We start from the raw sequence: 18,408 nt of genomic DNA, 5'->3' as shown, positions 1-18,408 counted from the left end.
GGCTCACTTCTTCTGGTAGCGGGTGATGAGGGCGGCGAGCACGACCACCAGGCCGACGGCGAGGGGCTGGTAGAACTGCGAGACGCCGAGCAGGGTCAGGCCGTTGGTCAGCGCGGTCAGGAGGAACGCTCCGATGATCGGGCCGACGATCTTGGCCTTGCCGCCGGTGAGGCTCACTCCGCCGAGCACGACGGCCGCGATGGAGTTGAGCAGGTACTGCGTGTTGATGGCCGGCTCCGCGGCGCCGACGCGGGCGACGAGGAGGAGCGAGCCGACACCGGCGAGGACCGCGGCGATGATGTACACCGCGATGCGCACGCGCCCGGCCTTGATGCCGTTGGCGACCGCGCTCTCCTCGTTGCCGCCGACCGCCTGCACGTGCAGGCCGAAGCGGGTGCGGAACATGACGACCCAGGCGACGACTCCGATGACCGCGGCCAGGATGATCGGGTAGCCGATGATCCCGATCGAGCCGGTGGTGAGGCGGAGCAGCTCGGGGCTGCCGACCGTGATCGGCTTGCCGTCGGAGACGATCAGCGCGAGGCCGGTGGCCACCGAGAGCGTGCCCAGTGTCGCGATGAAGTCGGTGACCTTGCCCTTCGCGATCAGGAAGCCGTTGATCACTCCGATCAGCCCCGCGAAGAGCAGGGCCGCGAGCGCCGAGAGCCAGAAGCCCCAGCCGGCGCTCCAGCCGATGCCGAAGCCGACCGCTCCGACGGTCATCGTCGCCGAGATCGAGAGGTCGATGCCGCCGGTGGTGATGACGAAGGACTGGCCGATCGAGAGGATGACCAGGATCGCGGCGGCGACGAGCATCGCCTTGATGTTGCCGAGGCTGAGGAACGTCGGCGTCGCGATCGAGAACACGATCACCAGAGCGACGAGCCCGATCGGTGCGGCGTTCTCGGCCCAGAAGCTGAGCTGACGGAGGTTCGCCAGCAGCGGGGAGGCGCTGGCCGGGGGTCGGGCGGTGACTGAGGTCATGGTCGCTTCCTGGGTTGCCATGGGCGGGAGGTCCTACTTGCTGGGGACGAGCGCGGCGAGCGGGTTGTCGAACTCCTCGAACGGCTGGGGGAAGGCGCCGAGGGCCTGCTCCGCGGTCTCGGAGGTCACGAGCGCGGTGGGCGACTCGATCTCGGCGGGGATCTCCTCGCCGGCGCCGACGGCCTCGCACGCCTGCACGCCGAGCTGGCCGATCGCGTACGGGTACTGGGCGACGGTGGCGGTGAGGCCGCCGTCCTTCACGGACTGCAGCGCGTCCTCGTTGCCGTCGACGCTGACCACCTGGACGGAGCCGGTGAGGCCCGCGTTCTCGACGGCCTTGACGATGCCGAGGCCCATGTCGTCGTTCGCGGCGAAGAACGCCTTCACGTCGGGGTTCGCGGCGAGGATGTCGGTCGCCTTGGTCAGCGCCACCTCGCGCTTCCAGTCGGCCGCGGCCTCCTGGACGACGGTGAGGTCGGAGCCGATCGCGGCGGTGAAGCCGTCGACGCGGGCGGCGCTGGTGACGTCTCCCGAGACTCCGCCGATGACGGCGACCTCGGAGCCGGCGGGCAGCTGCTTCAGGAGGAAGTCGCCGGCCTTGCCGCCTGCGGCCTCGTTGTCGGTGCCGATGTAGGTGGTGACGTCGAGGTTCGCGGCCTGCACCGCGTCGGGGTCGAGCGGGCTGTCGATGTTGACGATCGTCTTGCCGGTGGCGGAGGCGAGGGCCTGCACCAGGTTCGTGCCGCTGATCGGGTTGACGATCAGGCAGCCGAAGTCCTGACCGGCGACGGTGGTGAGCTTGTCGGCCTGGCCGGTGGTGTCGCCGATGTCGGCGGCGGCCTGCACCGAGACGTCCACGGAGTCGTCCTTCGCGGTGTCCTCGATGCCGTTCTCCATCGCCTGGAAGAACGGGTTGTCGAGGCCCTTGATGACCGCGGCGACCTTGGTCGATCCGGAGCCGCCGGCGGCCGTGTCGCCACCCGAGGCGCAGCCGGTGAGGAGGAGTGCGAGGGCGCCGACCGGTGCGAGAACCGGGAGGAGGCGGCGTGCTGTGCGGTTCATCGTCATCCTTGAAGATCAGGGCACCACTGCGTGCCGGTGTACGAAAACTACCCGGGCTTTCGCGTTACCGCAATACGAAAGTCGGGGAACTTCAAGTTCCTCGTCGGCAGCCATGTACGCTGACCGTGACAAGAGGGGGAGCGATGACGGGGTACTCCACCGGCGAGGCCGGTTCGCACGTGGCCGACGTCCTCGCGCTGTTCCGCGAGCAGGGCGAGGTCTCGCGCAACGCGGTGATGGAGCAGACGGGGCTCTCCCGCTCCACCGTCAACCAGCGCCTCGCGACCCTCGTGGAGCTCGGCCTGATCGCCCCCACCACCGGCGGCGAGTCCACGGGCGGGCGCCCCTCGAGCATGTTCGCGATGAACCTGGTCGGCACGGTGTTCCTCACCGCCGACATCGGGGCGAGCGGATTCGTCGCCGCCGCCTGCGACCTGCGCGGCACACCCCTCCGGCACGAGAGCGGTGTCGTCGACGTCTGGGAGGGGCCGGACGCCGTGCTCACGCTGGTGCTCGCCGCGTTCGAGCGGCTGCAGCAGGGCGACGCGGTCGCCGGCATCGGCGTCGGAGTCCCGGGGCCGGTCGAGTTCGCCGCCGGGCGCGTGCGCAACCCGCCGATCATGACCGGCTGGGACGACTTCGACATCGCCGGCTACTTCGCCGAGCCCTACGAGGGCGTGCAGGTCGTCATCGAGAACGACGCCAACGCCCGCGCCCTCGCCGAGTCGCGCCATCACGGCTCCGACAACCTGATCAGCCTCAAGCTCGGCACCGGGATCGGCTCGGGCCTCGTCTTCAACGGAGCGACGATCCGCGGAGCCGTCGGCGCGGCCGGCGACATCGGCCACACCCGCGCGGTCACCGGCACGGTCGACGCGGATCCGCTGCCCTGCCGCTGCGGCAACGCCGGCTGCGTGGAGGCCTACGCGAGCGGCTGGGCCCTCGTCCGCGACCTCTCTGCCGACGACCCCTCGATCAAGCACGTCGCCGACGTCACGGCCCGCGTGCTCCGCGGCGACATGCGCGCGACGCAGGCCGTGCGCCAGGCCGGCCGCGTCCTCGGCGAGGCGGTCGCCGACCTCGTCAACATCCTCAACCCGCGGACCATCGTCATCTCGGGCCAGCTCGGCGACTGCGGAGAGGTGCTGATGTCCGGCCTGCGCGAGCGCGTCTACCTGCGCACCCACCCGCTCGCCACGCGGCACCTGACCATCCACACGTCGGACCTGGGCGAGCTGGCCGGCGTGATCGGCCTCGCCCTGACGACCGCCGACCAGGTCTTCAGCCGCGAGCGCTTCGACCGCGAGGCGAGCGCCGACACCCCCCGCGCGGCGGCCGCCGCGAGCTGAGCGGGAGCGCGAGCGGGTTCAGTGACGCAGGGTCGCGGTGATCCGGCAGAGCACCTGGATGTGGGACGGGGCCTCGGGGTTCACCTTCTCGGCGACCGCCTCGAACTCCCATCCGGACGCCATGAGCGCGGCGACCTCAGCGCACAGCCAGTCCGGCACCCATCCGATCCGCTCTCCTGACACCGAGGCCACTTCGTAGGCCTCCGGGTTGCGGCAGTTCGAGGCGTCGGGCACGAGGACCAGCCCGCCGCCCTGCTCGAGAGGCAGCACCGGAAGCGGGAGCTCCGCCCGATGGCGGACTCCCGACACGAAGAAGCGACTGATGAGGGTCTGCGCGGTGCGGAGAGGCTTCTCCACGACGTGGAAGGTGTCGGTCGCTCGCGTCGCGCCGGTCCGGACCATGATCTCGACGGGGAGGTCGGGGGACGCCGCCTCGAGACCGAGCCATCCCAGGTAGTCCTCGTACGAGCCGCGCTCGGACGACATCACCCTGTTGGCGAAGAACGGCGGAAGGGACGAGCTCCGGTACTCCGCATCCACAAGGGGGAACTCCGCGAGCGGGAAGAAGTCCTCGTCGGCGACAGCGTCCGGCTCGTACCGGAAGAGGAAGCCGTCGACCCCGACGGACAGCACCGCCGCGCGGAGGAATCGGCGGGTACGAGGGTTCTGCCAGACGAGCAGCAGCTCACGGACACCAGGGGCCGGACGCGGCGCCGGTCGATCAACGAGGAGAGTCATCGAGGATCCTCCTCCGTGTCGCTGCCAGCAGTCCTTCCGTGAAACTAGCGCACGTCTCCGACATCAGGGTCGGAGGAACCGCCGCGAGGACCTCGCGGACCGCAGAGGGATCGATCGCTCGGAGTCGAGCAGGCCAGAACGCCTGCGCCTCCGGAGAGGCCGCCGCGAGGGCCTCCATCGCGAGGTCGACCAGCAGCGGCCTCCCGGCGAAATGGTGACTCCTTCCTCTCCGCACCCACCGGTCGAAGAGAGCCTCATCGGCGAGGCAGGCGGCGCGCTTCTCCTCGGTCTCCTGGAACCCGAGGGCGTTGCCGTGATCGAACGAGGGCGAGAGGGTCCGATGACCGCGTCCGGCGATGACCGCCCAGTTCTCGTCGTGTCGATCCCGTCCCGCGACCCAGGCATCGAACAGCAGGTAGCCCGCCCACACGTCGAAACCGCTCAGTCCGGCGACGGCGTCGAAGCCTGTGGGAGCGTCGACGCCGTCGAGAGCACGTCTCACCGCATCGACGGTGTAGCGGTCGTTGGGCCGCCTCCGAGTGGGGTCGTAGTGGCGATCGGAGTGGCGCAGCAGGCTGTTCCCGATCTCGAGGCTCTGGATCTGCTCGCGCTCGATGACGTTCCTCGACATGATTCCGCGCCGACCGCCCACCGTCGCAGGTCGGATCTCCGCGCACGGGACGTCGAGCATCCGCGCGAGATGGAACGACACCCACTCCGCCCAGTCCTCACCGCGGGTCTCGTCTCCTCGCTGGCGGGCGAACTTGAAGAGCCACAGATCGCGGTCGGCGACGAGCCAGAACTTCTCCTTCGTCCCCATCGGCTCGTCCGACCACCCCTCGTCGAAGGCGCGCTCGATGGTCGTCGACTCCCACTTCGGCTGCATCCGGTCAAGGTAGCCCGCGTGCTGCCGGCCGCGGCGGACCTGTCGCGTCTCGCGGCCTCGCCCCCTCCGCTCCGCGCAGTGTTACGCCCGGCGACGAAGGATGACGCCGGGCGACGCGGGCCGGGACGAGCGGACCCGCGGTGCTCCATCATCGTGTCCGGGACGACGCGGAGAGGCCGCGGCCGCCCGACCCGTCCGAAGGAACACGATGATCCGGCTCGAGCAGCTCAGCAAGTCGTACGGTCAGGCGACCGTGCTCGACCGCCTCGACTTCTCGGTCGCGACCGGCGAGATCTTCGCCGTCGTCGGCCCGAGCGGTGCGGGCAAGAGCACGCTCGCCGCCTGCGTGAACCTCCTGGAGCGGCCCACCTCGGGCACGGTCGTCGTCAACGGGGAGGCGCTCTCGCAGCTCTCGGAGGAGCGGCTGCGCGTCGCCCGCCGCCGCATCGGCACCGTCTTCCAGTCCGACGGCCTCTTCAGCCGCCGCACCGCCGAGCAGAACGTGGCCCTGCCGCTGGAGTACCTCGGCGTCACCGCCGCCGAGACGAAGCGCCGCGTCGCGGAGCTGCTCGAGCGCGTCGGTCTCTCCGACCGCGCCCGCTACTACCCGCACCAGCTCTCCGGCGGTCAGCGCCAGCGCATCGGCATCGCCCGCGCGCTCGCCCTCCGCCCCTCGGTGCTGCTCTCGGACGAGGCCACCTCGGGCCTCGATCCCGCCTCGACCAGCGCGATCACCACGCTCCTGAAGGAGGTGCGCGACGACCTGGGCCTCTCGATCCTCTTCATCACCCACGAGATGGAGACGGTGCGCCAGGTGGCCGACTCCGTCGCCCGCCTCGACCACGGCCGCATCGTGGAGTCGGGGCGCCTCGTCGACCTGCTGCGCGACCCCGCGTCCCCGCTCGGCCTCGCCCTCAACCCGGTGCGCCCCTCCGTCGCGCCCGGCCCGGGCCTGGGCGAATGGGTGGTGGGCTACTCCCGCTCCGGAGTGCCGTCCGACTGGGTCACCCGGCTCACGGAGGCGGTCGGTCCGGTCGCGCTGCTCGGCGCGGCGATCGAGACGGTGGACGGGCAGGCGGTCGGCCACGCGACGATCGGGCTCGGCCCGGTCGACGAGGCGCGGCTCACCCGCGCGGCGGCCGAGCTCGGCCTGTCCGTCCGGTCCGCCGGCGTGCGCGTCCTCGCCGAGGGGGTGGCGGCGTGATCCTCCACCTCGACAACAAGGTCCCGCTCGAGCAGATCCCCGCGCTGGTGCTGCCGGCGCTCGGCGAGACGCTGATCATGGTCGGCATCGTCATGGCGGTCGTGGTGCTGGTCGGCGTGCCGCTGGGCGCTCTCGTGCACAACCTCGCTCCGGGCGGGCTGGCCGAGAACCGGGCCGCCCACCAGGTGCTCAGCGCCGTGATCAGCGTCGGCCGCTCGCTGCCGTTCCTCATCCTGATGGCGTCGATCATGCCGTTCACGCGCCTGATCACCGGCACCAACATCGGGATCGCGGCCGCCGTCGTGCCGATGTCGATCGCGGGGATCGCCTTCTTCACCCGGATCGTCGAGAACGCGCTGCGGAGCGTGCCGCTCTCGCTCACCCGCGTCGCCCGCGCCTCCGGAGCGTCGCGGCTGCAGGTGGTGCGGACCGCCCAGCTGAGCGAGGCGGTGCCGCAGATCATCGGCGGCCTGACGATCAACACGATCGCGATGATCGAGTACTCGGCGATCGCCGGGACGATCGGCGCCGGCGGCATCGGCTACGTCGCGGTGACCTACGGCTACCAGCGCTTCGACACCACGGTCATGCTCGCGACCATCGTGATCCTGGTCGCCACCGTCGCGACCGTGCAGCTCACCGGCGACGCCCTCGTCCGCGCCACCACCCCGGGAGCCTCCCGCTCGCGGCGAGCGCCGCGGGTCGCGGCCGCCGTCTAGAACCACCACTCCTCCTCCTGCGCCCTCGGGCGTCCCTCCCGCGCGCCCGCGCACCCCCTCCTCGAAAGGCACCGCCATGTCCACTCCCGACGACCTCGGATTCGACCTCAAGAAGAAGCGCCGCTGGCCCTGGATCGCCGGAGCGGCCGTCGTCGTGGTCGGCGTCGCCTCCGCGATCGCCGTCCCGCTCCTCTCCCCCGCCGTCTCGGCCAACGAGCAGGAGGGCGCGACCCTCTACGTCGCGACCGCCGAGGGCAACGCCTCCGAGCAGGCCCTGGTCGACTTCGTCGCGAAGGAGGTGGCGCCGCGCTACGGGATCACCGTCGCCTTCAAGGGGCTCTCGGACAGCAACACCATCAACCGCGCGGTGAGCAAGGGCGAGGTCGCGGCCACGGTGTACCAGCACAAGCTCTGGCTGGGGCAGGTGCTCGAGGCCAACCCCGACTTCGAGGAGGAGGCCGCCACTCCCGTCTTCCGCTGGGGCTTCGGGCTCTGGAGCGACAAGTACTCCGACGTCTCCCAGATCCCCGACGGCGGCACGGTCTCGCTCTACTCCGACCCCGCCAACGAGGCGCAGGGCCTCTGGCTGCTGCAGAACGCCGGCCTGATCACGCTGAAGCCGGGCACGGAGCCGGGCACCGCGACCCAGGACGACATCGCCGAGAACCCGAAGAACCTGCAGTTCACCCTGCTCGACTTCGCCGCCCAGTCGCGCGCGCTCCCGGACCTCGATGCGGCCGTCGGCTACACCGAGTACTACCTCGCCGCCGGCATCCCGATCGAGCAGCAGATCTTCGCCCCGCAGGCCCCCGACGACTTCGCCGGGCAGCTCACCATCGGCTCGGAGTACCGCGACACCGAGAACGTGAAGAAGCTCGTCCAGGCCTTCCAGGACCCGGCCGTGCAGGAGTTCCTCGCCACGGACGAGACGGTGAAGGGGATCCTGCTGCCGATCGACGGCTGAGCAGGGCCGGAGCGACGGGGTCGCCTGAGGAGTCGCGCGCGGCTTCTCGGGCGACTCGGCGTCTGCGGTCGTAGCGTGAGCTCATGAACACGTTCACTCTCCACAACGGTGTCGAGATCCCCGCCCTCGGACTCGGCGTCTTCCAGACTCCGCCCGACGAGACCCGCGCGGCCGTCGCCGCCGCGCTCGACGCGGGATACCGGCACATCGACACGGCGGCGGCCTACGGCAACGAGCGCGAGGTGGGCGAGGCGATCGCCGGCCGCGACGACGTCTTCCTCGAGACGAAGGTGTGGATCAGCGACTACGGCTACGACGAGACGTTGCACGCCTTCGACAAGAGCGCGGGCAAACTCGGCGTCGAGCGGATCGACCTGCTGATCCTGCACCAGGCCCTGCCCGAGGCCTTCGACCGCACTCTCGACGCCTACCGGGCGCTCGAGCGGCTGCTCGCCGACGGGAGGGTGCGGGCGATCGGGGTGAGCAACTTCATGGTCGAGCACCTCACGCGCCTGCTCGCCGAGACCGACGTCGTCCCCGCGGTCAACCAGCTCGAGGTGCACCCGTACTTCCAGCAGCGGCGGGTCGAGCGCTTCGGCTGCGAGAACGACATCCTCACCCAGGCCTGGTCGCCCATCGGCGGGATCACCGCCTACCGCGACTCCCCGCGCCGCAGCTTCGACGACCCGGTGCTCCTCGAGCTCGGCGCCAAGTACGGGAAGACGGCCGCGCAGGTGATGCTGCGCTGGCACCTGCAGGAGGGCCGCCAGGTCATCCCGAAGTCGACCCGCCCCGAGCGCATCGCCGAGAACATCGACGTGTTCGACTTCGCGCTCTCCGGCTCGGAGCTCGCCCGCATCGACGCCCTCGAGGCCGGCGTGCGCGGCGGACCGGAGCCCGAGGCCGTGACGCTGGAGGCGTTCGGCCGCGCCATCCCCGAGGCGTGAGGAAGGCGCCCGCGACGGGAACACCGGAGCCGTCGCGGGCGTTGCCCTCACCATGAGCGTTCCCCTCTCCATCCTCGACCTCGCCCCCATCGCCCCCGGTGAGACCGCTCGCGACAGCTTCGCCGCCTCCGTCGCCCTGGCCCAGGAGGCCGAGCGGAACGGCTACCGCCGCGTCTGGTACGCCGAGCACCACAACATGGCGAGCATCGCCTCCAGCGCGACCTCGGTGCTCATCGCGCACGTCGCCTCGCAGACCTCCACGATCCGCCTCGGCTCCGGCGGTGTCATGCTGCCGAACCACTCCCCGCTCACCATCGCCGAGCAGTTCGGCACCCTCGAGACGCTGCACCCGGGCCGGATCGACCTGGGGCTCGGCCGCGCCCCCGGCAGTGACCAGGCGACCTTCCGCGCGCTCCGCCGCGACCCCGACTCCTCCGAGCGCTTCCCGCAGGACGTGCTCGAGCTGCAGGCCTTCCTCGCCGGCGAGTCCCGCATCCCCGGCGTCAGCGCGACGCCGGGCGCCCGCACCCGTGTCCCCCTCTACATCCTCGGCTCCTCGCTCTTCGGCGCGCAGCTCGCCGCCGCCCTGGGCCTGCCCTACGCGTTCGCCTCGCACTTCGCTCCGGACGCGCTCCACCAGGCCGTCGCGGAGTACCGCCGCGGCTTCCGCCCCTCCGAGCAGCTCGATGCGCCGTACGTGATCGCCGGGATGAACGCCATCGCCTCCGACACCGAGGAGGACGCGCAGGAGCAGTTCGCGCAGATGAAGCGCGCCCGCCTGATGATGCTGCTGCGCCAGAGCGGGCAGATCCCCGTCGGCCAGACCTTCGACGACGAGGAGCTCGACGCCCTGCTCAGCGCACCGATCGGCGCCCACGTCGCGAGCATGACCACCTACACCGGTGTCGGCACCGGCGACCAGGTGGCCGACTACGCCGCCGACTTCGCCCGCTCCGCCGACGCCGACGAGGTCATCGTCGCCCACGCGTCGCTGCAGACGGAGGCCCGCCTGCGCTCGGTCGCGCTCCTCGCGCAGTCGAACGCGCGCGTCGCCGCCTGAGCCCGTCCGCAACCGAGGTCGAGCGGCCCGGCACTGGCCTGATGGGCCCCGTCGGACGCTCCGAGCCTCGGTTGCGAACGGCCGGCCCTGCACAGAGGGGGGACGGGCGGCGCGCATCGGCGGACGCGAGCAGAAGTGAGCCTCTAACGGGGGCCATCTTTGGGGGCACGACCCCGGGAGGAGCGCGTCCGCGGTGCCAGGCTGAGCCCTGTGTCGACGATGACAGGCAAGCGGCGTGAGCCCGGGGACGGCCCTGCGCGGTCGGCGGCCCTGCTGCTGCGGGTCTGCGCGGGCGACCGGACCGCCTTCCGGCAGCTCTACTCGCTCACCGCGAGCAGGGTCCTCTCCGTCGCGGACGCGGTGCTCGACGACCGCGCCGCCGCCGAGGAGGTCGCGCAGGAGGTCTACCTCGAGCTCTGGCGCACGGCGCGCTCGCTCGACCCGGGCCGTCCCGTCCTCGCCTTCCTGGCCCAGGTCGCGCACCGTCGGGCCGTGGACCGCGCCCGGGCGGACCGGTCGGCGCGGCGCCGGGAGGTGCAGTACACGGTCCTCGACCGGCCGAGGGATCACGAGTGGGAGCGCTCGGACGTCCGACTGGCCCTGGCGCCCGCGGCCGGCGCGATCCGGCAGCTCGCCGCCATCCACCACGACGTCCTCTACCTCGCCTACGTCCGCGGATACAGCCACTCCGAGATCGCCGAGGAGCTGTCGATCCCCCTCGGCACCGTCAAGACGCGGCTGCGCGACACCCTCATCCGCCTGCACACGCAGCTGCAGCCCCGCAGCCCGGCGGACCCGGACGACGGACCGGGGCGGCGCATCCGGCGGTGACCGCCGGTGCGGACAGAACTGCGCCACCGGGTTCGCACGCCCGAGGACCGGTGCCCGGCGCCCTCAGCCCGCCTGCGTCGCGCCCGAGACGGCGAGCCCGACGATCACCGTCAGCACCGTCGTCCACAGTGCGATCGCGACGCCCTGCCAGAGCAGGATCCGCCCGCGGCCGACTCCCGCGCCCGCCAGCATCACCGCGGTGAAGTGCGTCGGGAGCAGCAGCGGCCCGAGCAGGCTCACGCCCGGGACGCCGTAGCGGGTGAAGGCCCGCTGGAACTTCTCGCGCCGCGGACTCGTCCGCTTCGCCTCCGAGCGGCCGGTGATCGCCGAGCGGACGCCGGTGCCCAGCAATACGAGCAGCGCCACGCAGACGAAGTTGCCGATCGCCCCGGCGAGTCCGGCGACCACCGGGTGGATGCCGCCGATGATGCCGATCGACGCCGCCCCCTCGCCCTCGATGAAGGGGACGGCCCCGGCCGCCGCGACGACGAGGGGCTGTACGAGTTCCGGAACGCGGCCGATCAGGTCCTGGAATCCGAGGATCGCGTCGCTGATGATCGTCATGGTCGTGCCTTCCGATGCGGGGCCCCGGCTCTCGGGACTCCTCCATCCGACCGTGTCCGGGAGCGCCGCGGCAGTGCCGCCGGGTCACCGCTGTCCGGGACGATCGACGGTCCGAGGGGTGACAAGTGTCATGGTCGTAGCCTGGGCCGCATGGTGAACACGACCGAGGCGGATCCGCCCGTGCGCGCAGGCCGCGGCGTCGCAGTGACCTGGTGGTACACCCTCGCGTCAGCCGCCTCCTTCGTGGTGGTCGTCATGGCCGTCTGGTCCGTGGCGGTGCTGAGCGCCGAGGCCGAGGAGTGGCGGAAGGGCGCGTACTTCCTGGGCGCGGCCGTCTGGGTCGCGGTGTTCTCGCCGACCGCGCTCGCGTACCGGCGCGCCGACCGCGAGGGCCCGGTGCGCCTCCGGGCCGCGCCGACCCTGGTCTTCTGCCTCGGAGTGGCGGCCGCCGCGCTCACCGGCGCGGCCGCCGGGAGCCTCGCGCTCGGGCTCTCGCTCGCCGCGACCCTGGTCGCCGTGCTGCCCTGGCAGAGCGGGGTGCGGCTCCGGGTGATGGTGCTCTGCACGATCGTCCTCGGGGTCGCGGCGGTGCTCGAGCAGACGCGCGCGGCACCGGACGCGTCGGCCGCGCTCTCGACCCTCCTGCTGTTCGCGACGCTGCTGCCCCTGACCGTCGTCAGCGCGCTGTGGTGGTGGGACATCGTCCGCGAGCTCGACCGGGCGCGCGCCGCCGAGGGCCGGCTCGCCGCCGCCCAGGAGCGCCTGCTGCTCGCCGGCGACGTGCACGACCTCCAGGGCCACCACCTCCAGGTCATCGCGCTGCAGCTCGAGCTCGCCGAGCGTCTCCTCGGGAGCGACCCGGAGGCCGCGCTCGAGCAGCTGCGCGCCGCCCAGCGCTCGGTCGACGGCGCCCGCACCGGCACCCGCGAGCTGGCGACGCGCTTCCGCAGCGTCCCGCTCGTCGACGAGCTGGCCAACGCCGCCGACCTGCTCCGCTCGGCCGGGCTCCGCGTCGAGCTCGAGGTCGACCCGGCGGCGGCCCAGGCGCCCGCCGAGACGCTCGGGCCGGTGGTCCGCGAGACGACGACGAACATCCTCAAGCACGGAGGCGGCACCAGCGCGCGGCTGCGGCTCGCGCGGGAGCGCGACGAGTGGCGGTTCGAGGCGGTGAACGACCTGGCACCGGATGCGGAGGAGGCGGACGGGACCGGCTCGGGCGTCCTCGGCATGGCGGAGCGGGTCGAGCGGGCAGGCGGGACGCTGCGCACCGGGGCGGTCCGCCGCTCCTTCGAGCTGGACGCGCGCCTGCCGGTCGGGAGCGACTCGTGATCCGGGTGCTGATCGCCGACGACGAGGACATGATCCGCACGGCGCTGGCCGCGCTCCTCCGCCTCGAGGAGGACCTCGAGATCGTGGGCGAGTGCCGCGACGGCGAGCAGGCGGTCGCGGAGGCGCTGCGCCTGCAGCCCGACGTGTGCCTCTTCGACGTCGAGATGCCCGGGCTCGACGGGATCGAGGCGGCGGAGCGGCTGCGCCGGGTCTCGGCGACGCGGGTCGTGGTCGTCACCCGGCACGCGCGGCCGGGGGTCCTGCGGCGGGCGCTCGGAGCGGGCGTCAGCGGCTTCCTGCCGAAGTCGCGCCGGGTCGAGGACGTCGCCGAGGTGATCCGCCAGGTCGCGAGCGGACGCCGCTACGTCGATCCGGAGATCGCCGCCGACGCCCTGGCGAACACGCGCAGCCCGCTGACCGACCGCGAGCTCGACGTGCTCAGCGCCGGCTCCCGCGGCGAGACGATCGGCGAGATCGGCGCGGCGCTGCACCTCTCCTCCGGCACCGTCCGCAATCACGTCTCGTCGATCCTCCGCAAGCTCGACGTCGACACGCGCCAGCGCGCGGTCATCGAGGCCCGCGAGCGCGGCTGGATCTGAGCGCACGGCCCGGCTGCACCACCGCCGACAACGCAGAAGTCGTCGCACTCGCGCTCGAGTGCGACGACTTCCGCGTTCTCGCGGGCGCCGCCGGGTCAGGCCGTCGGCGTCCAGATCCGCATCGTCGACGGTCCGCGGTTCGCCCAGCGGTGGTACGGCCGGAACTCCGCCTCGAAGCGGCGCCCCTCCTCCACCGGCACGGAGCCGTAGGGCCAGCCGGGAGCCGCCTCCCGCGCCACGAGAGCCACGCGCGCACCCTCCGCGGTCGCGACGGGCGGCACCGAGGCGTCGACCGCGATGTGCTCGGTGTCCAGACCCTCGGGCAGGTCGAGCGACTCGATCGCCAGCACGAACGGCCCGCGCTCGAGGGCGACCTGGCCGCGCACCGCGTCGATCCGGGGGTGCGGGGCCACGAAGCGGGCCGTCATCGGCAGCGAGAGCCGCACGGTGTCGCCGGCGGAGAACGCCCGGCGGACGGTGACGGTCGGCGTCGAGACCGGCTCGCCGTCGAGCAGCGCCGAGCCCCGCGCGAACGGCGGGACCCGCAGCGTCAGCGCGAACTCCGCGTCCTCGAGGATCCGCACGACGATCTCGCCGTCGGCCGGGTACTCCGTCTCGACGCGCAGCGCGACGCCTCCGGTGCGCACCTCGTAGGCGCCGTACTGGTGCAGCTGCACGCCCTCGTCGGTGGCGGTCGCGAAGCCGAGCTCCACGCTCGCCAGGGTGCGGGCGGTGTTGGTCGGGCAGCACGAGACCCAGAACCAGGGCGCGCGGAGGCTGGACTGCGCGCGGTCGGTCTCGCGCGACTCGTCCGGAGCCACTCCGTCGACGCGCTGCTGCAGCGTGTTCGTGTAGAAGAAGGCGCGGCCGTCGTCGCGGGTCGCGGGGAGCACCGCGTTCAGCAGCGTCCGCTCCATGAGGTCCGCGTAGCGGGGCTCGTTCGAGCCGAGCAGGAGGCGCCAGCTGAGCATCGTGGAGCCGATCGCCGCGCAGGTCTCGGCGTAGGCGCGGTCCGGGGGCAGCTCGTAGTCGGCGCCGAACGCCTCGTCCTGGTGGTGCGAGCCCATCCCGCCCGTGACGTAGGTGCGCCGTTCGACGGTCGCCTCCCACTGGCGGCGGACCGCCTCCTCCAGCTCGGCGTCGCCGGTCTCGACCGCGACGTCGAGGGCTCCGGAGGCGAGGTAGAGCGCCCGCACCGCGTGGCCGCGCAGCACCTCCGCGTCGCGGACGGGCACGTCGTCCTGGAAGTACTCGGCGCCGAACGCGATCGGCTTCAGCGTCCCGGTGCCGCGCCTCTCGACGAACAGGCGGGCGAGCTCGAGGTAGCGCTCCTCCCCCGTCGCCCGCGCCAGCTCGGCGAGCGCCGGCTCGATCTCGGGGTGGCCGCACACGGCGACCCTCCCGTCGGGCCCGAACTCGCGGTGCACGTGGTCGGCGAGCCGTCGGGCGACCTGCGGCAGGAGGTCGTCGTGCCCGGTCCGCAGCCGCGCCACAGCGGCCTGGATGAGGTGCCCGAAGCTGTACAGCTCGTGGCCCCACTCCAGATCGGAGTAGCGCGGGCGCTGGCCGGGCCGGCCGAAGCTCGTGTGCAGGTACCCGTCCGGGTCCTGGGCGGAGGCGACCCGCGCGACGAGGTCGTCGTACCGCTCCTGCAGCCCGGCGTCGTCGCTCCGGCCGAGCTCCCAGGCCATGGCCTCGAGGAGCTTGTAGACCTCCGAGTCGACGAACTCGATGCCCGCGTGCGCGTCGCCGCCCTCGGCGGACGAGATCGAGCCGTCGGCCGCGCGGTCGAAGTTGCCGGCCCAGCCGACGCGCTCGATCCACGAGCGGCAGTGCTCGATGACGGCGGAGGAGTTGAGGTCCTGGTAGTGCTTCCAGAAGCCGCCGGTGAGGCGGATCTCGTCCTGGCGGAGCGGCCGGAGCACGCTCCGCGAGGGGGCGACCGGGCCGCCGAGGGCGGTGGCGGTGGGGGCGGTGAGGGTCACGGTGTCTCCTTGGAGGGACGGGTCAGTCCTTGACGGCGCCGGCGGTGACTCCCGCCGAGACGTACCGCTGGGCGACGACGAGGAGGACGGCGGCCGGGAGCGAGGCGACCACGGCGGTCGCCATGATCGAGTTCCACTCCTGGTTGTTGTTGCCGATGTACTTGTAGATGCCGAGGGTGATCGGCTGGAGCTTCCCGCCGCTGTCGAGCGTCGAGGCGAAGATGAAGTCCGACCAGGCCCAGAGGAACGCGAACAGCGAGACGGTGACCACGGAGTTGCGGCTGATCGGCATGATCACCGAGGTGAAGGTGCGCCAGGCGCTCGCTCCGTCCATCCGGGCCGCCTGGGTGAGCTCGTCGGGGATCCCCGACATGAACGCCGTGAAGATCAGCACGCCGAACGGCACCGCGATGGTGGAGTCGGCCACGATCAGGCCCGGGATCGAGTTGAGCAGCCCGAGGTTGAGGTAGATGGCGTAGAAGCCCATCGCCATGATGATCGCCGGGATCATCTGCGCGATCAGGAGCACGAACGAGAGGGCCTGCCCGCCGCGGGGCCGCAGCTTCGCCAGCGAGTAGGCGGCGGGGGCGGCGATGGCGACGGTCAGCAGCACCGTGCCGAGGCCGACGACGAGGCTGGTGCCGAGGTAGGGCAGCTGCTCGCTCAGCACCGCCTGGTAGCCGGTGAACGTGGGCGAGAAGGGGAACCAGTCCGGCGGATCCTTCCGCATCGAGCCGGTCTGGGTGAGGGAGACGTTGATCATCCAGTAGACGGGGAACAGCATGATCGCCGTGAGGGCGATCCCGACCACCGTCAGGTACCAGGGGCGGCGCGCGGTCACGAGTCGGCCTGCTTCCGCTGGACGCGGATGTACACGAGACCGAAGACGAGGGCCAGGATGATCAGCAGGTTGCCGACCGCCGCGGCCGGTCCGAAGTCGGGCAGCATCGAGCCGAAGCCGAGCTGGTAGGTCCAGGTGGCGAGCGTGGTCGAGGAGTCGGCGGGGCCGCCCTTCGTCATGATCCAGATGATGTCGAACACCTTCAGCGTGTAGACGAGGCCGAGCAGGATCGTGATCGCCGACACCGGGCGCAGAAGCGGCAGCGTGATCCGCCAGAACTGCTGGGCGCCGGTCGCGCCGTCGAGCGAGGCCGCCTCGTAGAGGTCCTGCGAGATGTTCTGCAGGCCGGAGTAGAGGATCACCAGGTTGAACGGGATGCCGATCCAGATGTTCGCGATCAGGACCGCGATCAGCGAGGTGCTCGGCGAGGTGAGCCAGTTGATCTGCCCGATCCCGAACGACTCCAGGAACGCGTTGACGATGCCGGAGTCGCTGTTCAGCATCCACGACCAGGTCGACGCCGACACGATCAGCGGCAGCAGCCACGGCACCAGGAACAGCGCCCGGAGCGTGCTCGCGAGCGGGAAGCGGCGGTAGAAGAACACGGCGAGCGCCAGCCCCAGCGTGAACTGGAAGACGAGCGAGACGCCGGTGAACACCGCGGTGTGCAGCAGCGCCGGGCCGAAGGTCGCGTCCTGGAACACCTGGACGTAGTTGTCGAACCAGACGAAGGGCGCGTTCCCCTGCACGAACGAGCGGACCGTGTAGTCCTTCAGGCTCAGCTCGAGGTTGCGGTAGAGCGGGAACGCGTAGAAGACGAGCAGGTAGGCGACGAGCGGAGCGAGGAACGCCCAGGCGACGAGGCGGCCGCCCTCGGGGCGCCAGCGGCGCCGGCGGCTCTCGGCGGCCGGGGCGGGCGGGGCCGGCGGCTCGGTGCCGCGCCGCAGGAGGCGGGCGGTCTCGGTGGCAGTGGTCATGGTCTCTCCCGTCCGCCCGGCCGGTGCGCGGAGCACCGGCCGGGCGGACCTCGTTCGGGGAGCAGGAGCCCCCGGTCGTCCTACTTCGTGGCGGATTCGGCGGCCGACTGGGCGGCCTTCAGGGCGTCCTCGGGCGACTGCGAGCCGCTGAGCACGGTCTGCACCGCGCCCCACAGCTGCTCCGAGATCTTCGGGTACTTCGTCCCGAGGTCGTCCGAGGTGCGGCCCTTCGCGGCCTGCACGGCGGTGACCCACGGCTCGAGGTCGGCGTTGCCGGCGACCTGCTCCTGCTGCGCCTCGGCCGTCGGCGCGATGTACGAGAGCGTGTTGTCGGTCGTGACCAGGCTCTCCGTGGAGGTCAGGCACTCGGCGATCTTCTTCGAGGTCTCGTAGCGCGCCGTGTCCGACTGCATCGGAAGGGTGAGGAACTCGCCTCCGGTCGGTGCGGGGGCCGCTCCGCCGTCCTTCGACGGGATGGTCAGGACGCCGTAGTCGATGCCCGACGCCTTCGCGTTGGCCAGCTGCCAGGTGCCGTTCTCGCCGAACGCGTACTCGCCGGTCTCGAACTCCTGCCAGCTCGTGGTCTGCGTGTTGCCGATCACGGAGTTGGGCGCGTAGCCCTTGTCGAGCCAGTCCTTCCAGAGCGAGACGGCGTCGACGGCGTCGGACGAGTCGAGCTGCGTCAGGTCGGCCCCCGAGCCCCAGAACCAGGGCAGGAACTGGAAGGTCCCCTCCTCCGTGCCGATGCCCGAGAACGTGATGCCCTTGCCTCCGGACGCGGTGACCTTCTCGAGCGCGTCGGTCAGGCTCGCCCAGTCGGTGATCGAGGCGACGTCCACGCCGGCCTTCTCGAGGACGGCCTTGTTGTAGTACAGCGCGAGCGTGTTGGCGCCGATCGGCACTCCGAAGGTGTCGCTGCCGGTCTGACCGGCGGCGAGGATGTTCGCATCGATGCCGTCGGTGGAGAGTCCGTTCTCGGCGGTGGTGGTCAGGATCCCCGATTCGGCGAGCGTCGAGACCACCGGGTTGTCGACGAGCAGGAGGTCGGGCGAGTTGCCCTGCTGGCCCGCGAGCAGCGCCTTGTTGGTCAGGTCGGTGGTGTCGTAGCCGGTGCGCTCGACGGTGACGCCGGCCTCGGTCCCGCAGGAGTCGATGAGCTTCGCCCAGTCGGACGTCTCGTCGAACTGGGGGTACGGATCCCAGAACGTGTAGCTGCCTCCCGCGGCGGAGCCGGAGTCGCCCCCTGTGCCGCTCGCGCAGCCGGTCAGTGCGGCGGCGGCCGTTCCCAGCAGGACGGCGGCGGCGAGGCCCCGAGCGTGCTTCCTCGTCTTCACGGATGATCCCTTCGTCGTTGACGGATTCCTCGGCA

18 protein-coding genes are annotated in these 18,408 nt (G+C 71.8%); 9 read left to right on the top strand and 9 right to left on the bottom strand.

Features of this window, described 5'->3' with window-relative positions; all coding sequences use genetic code 11:
- Positions 1-3: 3 nt before the first annotated feature.
- Both C5D44_RS13165 and C5D44_RS13160 read right to left on the bottom strand, forming a co-directional pair.
- A complete protein-coding gene (locus C5D44_RS13165; protein ID WP_104222714.1) occupies positions 4-984 on the bottom strand; it encodes an ABC transporter permease in 981 nt (326 codons plus the stop codon).
- A 33-nt stretch (positions 985-1,017) separates the two neighbouring features.
- Positions 1,018-2,046: a substrate-binding domain-containing protein gene (locus C5D44_RS13160; RefSeq protein ID WP_104275450.1), complete on the bottom strand. Its 1,029-nt coding sequence runs from the start codon at positions 2,044-2,046 to the stop codon at positions 1,018-1,020.
- Between the two features lie 143 nt (positions 2,047-2,189).
- Here C5D44_RS13160 and C5D44_RS13155 point away from each other — a divergent pair, with 143 nt between their 5' ends.
- Positions 2,190-3,395 carry an ROK family transcriptional regulator gene (locus tag C5D44_RS13155; RefSeq protein WP_104275451.1) on the top strand — a complete coding sequence of 402 codons (1,206 nt, stop codon included), beginning with the start codon at positions 2,190-2,192 and terminating at the stop codon, positions 3,393-3,395.
- An 18-nt stretch (positions 3,396-3,413) separates the two neighbouring features.
- Here C5D44_RS13155 and C5D44_RS13150 read toward each other — a convergent pair whose 3' ends face one another.
- Positions 3,414-4,133, bottom strand: a complete 720-nt coding sequence (locus tag C5D44_RS13150) for an HIRAN domain-containing protein (protein ID WP_146086092.1) — start codon at positions 4,131-4,133, stop codon at positions 3,414-3,416.
- Entirely contained in the window at positions 4,117-5,019 is a 903-nt protein-coding gene (locus tag C5D44_RS13145) for a hypothetical protein (protein WP_104275453.1), read from the bottom strand. Before C5D44_RS13145 ends, C5D44_RS13150 begins: the two co-directional genes overlap by 17 nt.
- 208 nt (positions 5,020-5,227) lie before the next feature.
- Here C5D44_RS13145 and C5D44_RS13140 point away from each other — a divergent pair, with 208 nt between their 5' ends.
- From C5D44_RS13140 to C5D44_RS13115, 6 genes are all read left to right on the top strand, one after another.
- Positions 5,228-6,223, top strand: coding sequence for a methionine ABC transporter ATP-binding protein (locus C5D44_RS13140; RefSeq protein ID WP_104281901.1), 996 nt, complete (start codon positions 5,228-5,230; stop codon positions 6,221-6,223).
- Complete coding sequence (locus C5D44_RS13135; protein ID WP_258065338.1) at positions 6,220-6,942, top strand: methionine ABC transporter permease; 723 nt, start codon at positions 6,220-6,222, stop codon at positions 6,940-6,942. Before C5D44_RS13140 ends, C5D44_RS13135 begins: the two co-directional genes overlap by 4 nt.
- Before the next feature lie 76 nt (positions 6,943-7,018).
- Complete coding sequence (locus C5D44_RS13130) at positions 7,019-7,906, top strand: MetQ/NlpA family ABC transporter substrate-binding protein (protein ID WP_104281900.1); 888 nt, start codon at positions 7,019-7,021, stop codon at positions 7,904-7,906.
- A gap of 83 nt (positions 7,907-7,989) precedes the next feature.
- Positions 7,990-8,853 (top strand): aldo/keto reductase, encoded by an 864-nt coding sequence (locus C5D44_RS13125; protein ID WP_104281899.1) that lies wholly within the window; start codon positions 7,990-7,992, stop codon positions 8,851-8,853.
- A gap of 52 nt (positions 8,854-8,905) precedes the next feature.
- Entirely contained in the window at positions 8,906-9,913 is a 1,008-nt protein-coding gene (locus tag C5D44_RS13120; RefSeq protein ID WP_104275457.1) for an LLM class flavin-dependent oxidoreductase, read from the top strand.
- Positions 9,914-10,132: 219 nt separating this feature from the next.
- Complete coding sequence (locus C5D44_RS13115; RefSeq protein WP_258067208.1) at positions 10,133-10,744, top strand: sigma-70 family RNA polymerase sigma factor; 612 nt, start codon at positions 10,133-10,135, stop codon at positions 10,742-10,744.
- 63 nt (positions 10,745-10,807) lie between these two features.
- On the opposite strand, the gene C5D44_RS13110 is transcribed toward C5D44_RS13115, so the two are convergent.
- Positions 10,808-11,308: a small multidrug efflux protein gene (locus C5D44_RS13110; RefSeq protein WP_104222703.1), complete on the bottom strand. Its 501-nt coding sequence runs from the start codon at positions 11,306-11,308 to the stop codon at positions 10,808-10,810.
- 150 nt (positions 11,309-11,458) lie between these two features.
- Between C5D44_RS13110 and C5D44_RS13105 the strand changes: the two genes are divergently transcribed.
- Positions 11,459-12,637, top strand: coding sequence for a sensor histidine kinase (locus tag C5D44_RS13105; RefSeq protein ID WP_104281898.1), 1,179 nt, complete (start codon positions 11,459-11,461; stop codon positions 12,635-12,637).
- Positions 12,634-13,236 (top strand): response regulator transcription factor, encoded by a 603-nt coding sequence (locus tag C5D44_RS13100; protein WP_104237744.1) that lies wholly within the window; start codon positions 12,634-12,636, stop codon positions 13,234-13,236. The genes C5D44_RS13105 and C5D44_RS13100 overlap by 4 nt, the downstream gene beginning before the upstream one ends.
- Positions 13,237-13,331: 95 nt before the next feature.
- Here the strand turns inward: C5D44_RS13100 and C5D44_RS13095 are convergent, their stop codons facing one another.
- The 4 genes from C5D44_RS13095 to C5D44_RS13080 form a co-directional block, all read right to left on the bottom strand.
- Positions 13,332-15,221 carry a glycoside hydrolase family 127 protein gene (locus C5D44_RS13095; protein ID WP_104281897.1) on the bottom strand — a complete coding sequence of 630 codons (1,890 nt, stop codon included), beginning with the start codon at positions 15,219-15,221 and terminating at the stop codon, positions 13,332-13,334.
- Between the two features lie 22 nt (positions 15,222-15,243).
- Positions 15,244-16,062, bottom strand: coding sequence for a carbohydrate ABC transporter permease (locus tag C5D44_RS13090; RefSeq protein ID WP_104275461.1), 819 nt, complete (start codon positions 16,060-16,062; stop codon positions 15,244-15,246).
- Complete coding sequence (locus tag C5D44_RS13085) at positions 16,059-17,039, bottom strand: carbohydrate ABC transporter permease (RefSeq protein WP_104275462.1); 981 nt, start codon at positions 17,037-17,039, stop codon at positions 16,059-16,061. Before C5D44_RS13085 ends, C5D44_RS13090 begins: the two co-directional genes overlap by 4 nt.
- An 80-nt stretch (positions 17,040-17,119) precedes the next feature.
- Positions 17,120-18,373 carry an extracellular solute-binding protein gene (locus C5D44_RS13080; protein WP_104281896.1) on the bottom strand — a complete coding sequence of 418 codons (1,254 nt, stop codon included), beginning with the start codon at positions 18,371-18,373 and terminating at the stop codon, positions 17,120-17,122.
- Between the last annotated feature and the right edge of the window lie 35 nt (positions 18,374-18,408).

The organism is Rathayibacter sp. AY1B5, assembly GCF_002932795.1.
GTDB lineage: Bacteria > Actinomycetota > Actinomycetes > Actinomycetales > Microbacteriaceae > Rathayibacter.
This window is presented reverse-complemented; position numbering and strand designations above follow the sequence as displayed.